Genomic DNA, 5,319 nt, shown 5'->3' with positions numbered 1-5,319 from the left:
TTTTAGTTGACCACTACAGTTCCGGCCTCTGCTTGTTTCAGGATAGACATGATCTGACTGTCGGTAAAACGTGCTTTCTTCATAGAATTCTCCCCGGTTCAGATTACGAGAAAATTCTACTTATGAACACACCGGTTTTTCGGGGGGATTACCTAAGGTTTTTTCTGATTTTCTTGCTGTATCGTCAATTGCTATTCAGAATTCCGTTCTGAAATGTAAAGAGCTGGAAGATGAATATTTTAAAATAATCAGGAGCTATGAAAAAAAAGATCTTCTTAATTTTTCAACACTGCTGTCCTTTATTGTTGCCGGTTTAGAGAGTTTTACTGAGGATTTTTTAGGTTCAGTTTATATGGATCTTGAGCTGGGTAACAAAGATACGGGGCAGTTTTTTACGCCGTTTTATGTATCAGAACTGATGAGTGAAGTATTGCTCGGGGATGTAGCTGATACGATAAAAACAAAGGGTTATGTCTCATTGTGTGAACCCACAGCAGGCGCAGGAGGAATGATAATCGCTGTGGCTAAAAATCTCCGGGATAAAAATTATAATCCGCAAACTCAAATGCTGGCCGTGTGTACGGATATAGATTCAGATGCAGCCGGTATGTGCTACATACAATTATCACTGTTAGGCATACCGGCAGTGGTCAATACCGGGAATACACTGACAAACATCATAACAAAAACATGGTATACGCCATTTTATTATTTTAATTCATGGCGTTTCAGGTAACTGAAAAGGCGGATTATCCGCCTTTATTCACTGTTCTTTATTCTTATCGGATTTCTTCCGGCTTCTCTTTGTCTTACCCTCAGACGCTTTAAGAATATCATTTATCGCTTTCTCACTCACATTGATATCAACTGTCAGCAGTGCCGATTTTATCTCAGCAGCGCTGTATGATTTCTTTGTTGCAAGAATAATAATTTCATCTTTCAGTGATTCCAGAACATCATTTTTGGTTAATTTCTCTTCTGAAAGGTCAGGGAGCCCCCTCAGACCATCAAGAGCAAGTGTAATATCTTCTTTCGAGTAAAATTTTTTTTCAGAAGAAGCCATCTGTATCTACCTTTGTGAGATTAATCCTGTCAGGAAATAATACACCAAAACCCCTCTCTTTGAAGCCTGTTTTGCTGAGTAAAAACACATGCCTGAAATCGAAAATCGTTGTATAATTGAGGACAGGAAATGTGTTGTATGTACCGCCTGCTCGCAGTCAGTCCCCACAACACCCCTGGTCAGGGCTTCGCCCCGACACCCGAAATCAGTCATTAAGGGCCGTTATGTCAAAAAGTGAATCGCGTCAAAAGAATATAAGGATCATTATTCGCTGCACTGCTGATGAAGCGGATGCAATACGTGATAAAGCAAAAAATGCGGGGTTAAGTACCTCCGAACTCCTCAGGAAATCGGCCCTTAACCGGAAAATCACTGTAAAGACAGATATCAGAATGATGAATGAGCTGCTGAGGCTCGGGGGGCTACAGAAGCACCTTTACAATGAAATGCAAAAGCATATGACACCGGAACTCAGCAGACAGTTTTCCGATGTTTTAGTGAGTATCAAACAGGCCATTAATGAGATGGATTTACGCTGAGAGGGCAGGCAGAGAGAGTTTATGATCATTATTATTCCGCAAAAACGACAGGATGGAGATACAAGTTTTCGCAAACTTGTAGAGTACATCAGCGTTCGTGACGGAGTGAATAATGATCCGGACAGGGTAATACAAACCGAAGCACACAGTGATAATACTGACCCTGCATCAGCGGCATTTAACCGGCTTGTTGATTACATCGATCGGGCAGACAGCCACAGTAAAATTACCGTTACGGCTGCATTTCAGGACGGCCGATCACGGGCCAGATCCGGGATTGTAGAAAGTGAAACAAACTGTTTTTCACTGGAAACAGCCGCCTCAGAAATGAATGCCGTTGCATCACAGAGTATCCGTTGTCAGCAGCCGGTATACCATTTCATCCTCAGCTGGCAGGAGAGTGAAAAACCCACTCCGGATGATATTTTTGCCAGTGCCAGATACTGCCTAGATGCACTCGGGATGAGTGATCACCAGTATGTCACCTCAATCCATACTGATACCGATAATCTTCACTGTCATATTGCCGTGAACAGAGTCAATCCCAAAACCTATCTGGCGAAAAGTATCTGGAATGATGCGGATATTCTTCAGAAATGCTGTCGTGAACTTGAAAGAAAATATCAGTTTAAGCCTGATAACGGCAGCTGGATATGGGGTAATGATAATACCCTGGTCAGGGCCCCTTTTCATTTTAAACCGGCTCCTCAGGGTGCCGCAAAACGTGAAATTTTTTCTGATAAAGAAAGTCTGTATCACTATGCGGTAAGACACGTCCGCGACAACCTGACGGACGCGTTCCGCCAGCCATCCTGCTGCTGGGATATGATTCATCGTATCCTGAATGAGCAGGGACTTTCGCTCAGAGAGCATAATCAGGGGCTGGTCATCTGTGATGCCGCTTCCCCGGATATCATCAGCGTGAAAGCCTCAGACGTTCACCCGACACTGACAAAATTTCAGCTGGAAAGATATCTTGGTGAGTATCAGGAAGCGCCTCAGTTTAACAACCTGAATGATCCCGATCCGGAAAACTGGTATATGTCTGATATCAAAAATACGTACAATCCGGAGTTCCAGCGACGTGACAGCGAAATCAGAACAGCACAGCGGATTGCCAGAGCCGAAGCCAGAGCCGCATTAAAAATACGATATCAGACCTATAAGTCCGGGTGGCAAAAACCTGATCTGCAAATCAGAGAGCGTTACCGCCGAATCGCCGCACATTGCAGTGCCAGAAAATCAGCAATCCGGCGCTCCCGGCATGACCCGCTGCTGAGAAAATTACTTTATCGTGTTGCCGAATTTGAAAAAATGCAGGCGGTTTCAAAACTGCGTTTAACGCTGAAGGCAGAACGTGAAAACCTGATTGTTGCCGGACGTTACAAGCCATTATCATACCGGCAGTGGTGTGAGCAGGAGGCGATAAACGGTGACAAAGCGGCCCTCAGTCAGCTGCGTGGCTGGGCATACAGAGAGAAGCGTAATGTGAAACAGGCACAGTTAAACCGTAACAGCATTTTTGTTTCCTGTGATGATTCACCGGGGGAGTCTGCGGTAGTGACTACAGGGACTCATACCGGTGTTCTGCAGAAGGACGGCTCTGTCCTTTATTATCGTGACGGACAGCCAACAGTCAAAGATACGGCGAAGGGTATCGAGTTAATGCCGGGATTCGAGCATTCAGGAAAAGAAGAGAATTACCGGTTAGTGAAGACAATTATCAGCCGTTCAGAGGTAAAAGAGGTCACTGTCAGCGGTGAAAGCGCGACAGTGCGTGAGATAGAGTCTGTCATTTCCGGCAGCCGCTACAGTGGTCAAAAGCCGGCACATTTAAGCAATGTGACAGCCCGGGCCACAAGTGTAACAGTAATGCCGGAATGTAAGGACGGGCATAATTCTAAAACCGCATCAGATATGCATTTACAACGTAAGCCTAACAGCTGAAACACTGTTTCAGTATGATCGATATCATTCCCTGAAGTCAGTCTTCCCCTGAACTGACAGAGCCGTGGTCATTTTTTCTGCCCAGATTTGAACGTGAGACTATCAAATTAGTTTTTATTAAAAAGCTATTCTGGCAGAACCGGTTTGGTCATACAGCAGACTGCAAAACCGTTGGCCGTCAGGCTGGAATGTTTATCACTCAAGTTATTTTTGCAATAACTCATTTAGTCAACAAAACGTCAATGAAACCTCTTTTTTTTTGATAATCACTCCGGCTTAAACTATTTTAAACCATGATTAAAAATCAGCAGATAATAAATATTTATTAATGTGAGAGTGATTGTTTATGAATACTAAATGTATATCTTCAAATTATAGCGAACGGGATGATATCTATGGGTCGCTTGAATTGTCCAAATTATTACCCAAAAATCAGTTTCCAATAAACGAATGTGATCCCCGCAATGTCTTCTGCGCTATACGTGATGAGCTCATGCTTGACGGTAATTCACGCCAGAATTTAGCGACGTTCTGCCAGACATGGGTTGATGACGAAATTCGCGAACTGATGGACTTATCTATTGATAAAAACATGATAGATAAAGATGAATATCCGCAAACAGCAGAACTGGAAAGTCGTTGTGTACGGATGCTTGCAGACTTATGGAATTCACCTGATTCGGAAAATACTCTCGGCTGTTCCACTATCGGCTCATCAGAAGCCGCGATGCTGGGTGGGCTGGCATTGAAATGGCAATGGCGTAAAAAACGTGCTACTCAGGGTAAATCGACCGATAAGCCAAACCTGATTTGTGGCCCGGTTCAGATTTGCTGGCATAAATTTGCCCGTTATTTTGATGTTGAGCTACGTGAAATCCCCCTTGAAGGGGAGCGTCTGATCATGAACGCTGAAGAGGTATTAAAGCGGGCTGATGAAAATACCATTGGTGTGGTACCTACTTTAGGCGTCACTTTTACTTGCCAATACGAACCAGTTAAAGAAGTACACGACGCTCTGGACAAACTACAGCAGGACACTGGTCTGGATATTCCTATCCATGTAGATGGCGCGAGTGGTGGCTTCCTGGCTCCGTTTTGTGCCCCAGAACTGGATTGGGATTTCCGTTTGCCGCGGGTGAAGTCTATTAACTCTTCCGGACATAAATTTGGCCTGACTCCTCTGGGTGCTGGCTGGGTTGTCTGGCGTGAAGCGAAAGACTTGCCCGAAGAGCTGATTTTCAATGTCAACTATCTGGGCGGCAATATGCCAACCTTCGCGCTCAACTTCTCCCGGCCCGGTGGTCAGATTGTTGCGCAATACTACAATTTTCTGCGCCTAGGCCGTGATGGTTATGCAAAAATTCATAATGCCTGCTATACCACTGCGCAATATCTGTCACATGAAATTGAAAAACTGGGTCCGTTCGAAATGCTTTTCGATGGTAACAGTAAAACTGGTATTCCGGCCCTTGCATGGAAAATTAAAGACGGCGTAAAAGTAAATTACTCTTTATATGATATTGCCGACAAATTACGCAGCTTCGGGTGGCAGGTACCCGCTTACTCAATGCCGGCAAATCGTGAAGATATGGTTATTCAGCGTATTCTGGTGCGTCATGGTGTCAGCCTTGACTTGGCTTCTTTGCTGATTGAAGATTTCAAACGTACTTTAGTGTACTTCGAAAAACACCCGGTCAGCGTTCCTCTATCCGATGAAGAAGGCACCAGCTTCAACCATAGCTAATCATTCAGGCACTTGGTGTTCAAAGA

At 44.3% G+C, this 5,319-nt stretch carries 5 protein-coding genes; 4 read left to right on the top strand and 1 reads right to left on the bottom strand.

Features of this window, described 5'->3' with window-relative positions:
- The first annotated feature begins 352 nt into the window (after nt 1–352).
- The gene (locus U868_RS0122475) at nt 353–736 is read left to right on the top strand and encodes an N-6 DNA methylase (RefSeq protein WP_240182753.1); all 384 of its coding nucleotides are present in this window, start codon (nt 353–355) and stop codon (nt 734–736) included.
- A 27-nt stretch (nt 737–763) separates the two neighbouring features.
- Here the strand turns inward: U868_RS0122475 and U868_RS0122470 are convergent, their stop codons facing one another.
- Nucleotides 764–1,063 carry a hypothetical protein gene (locus tag U868_RS0122470; protein ID WP_025155247.1) on the bottom strand — a complete coding sequence of 100 codons (300 nt, stop codon included), beginning with the start codon at nt 1,061–1,063 and terminating at the stop codon, nt 764–766.
- Nucleotides 1,064–1,287: 224 nt separating this feature from the next.
- Here U868_RS0122470 and mobA point away from each other — a divergent pair, with 224 nt between their 5' ends.
- From mobA to U868_RS0122455, 3 genes are all read left to right on the top strand, one after another.
- Entirely contained in the window at nt 1,288–1,602 is a 315-nt protein-coding gene (gene mobA / locus U868_RS0122465) for a plasmid mobilization protein MobA (RefSeq protein ID WP_029991573.1), read from the top strand.
- A gap of 21 nt (nt 1,603–1,623) precedes the next feature.
- Entirely contained in the window at nt 1,624–3,549 is a 1,926-nt protein-coding gene (gene traI, locus U868_RS0122460; protein ID WP_051583105.1) for a TraI/MobA(P) family conjugative relaxase, read from the top strand.
- A gap of 346 nt (nt 3,550–3,895) precedes the next feature.
- Complete coding sequence (locus U868_RS0122455) at nt 3,896–5,293, top strand: glutamate decarboxylase (protein ID WP_025155246.1); 1,398 nt, start codon at nt 3,896–3,898, stop codon at nt 5,291–5,293.
- Nucleotides 5,294–5,319: the final 26 nt, after the last annotated feature.

This window comes from Morganella morganii H1r (assembly GCF_000633515.1).
In the GTDB taxonomy this organism is placed as follows: Bacteria; Pseudomonadota; Gammaproteobacteria; order Enterobacterales; family Enterobacteriaceae; genus Morganella; species Morganella morganii_B.
The sequence above is the reverse complement of the archived record's forward strand: the minus strand, read 5'-3'. Positions and strand labels throughout refer to the sequence as shown.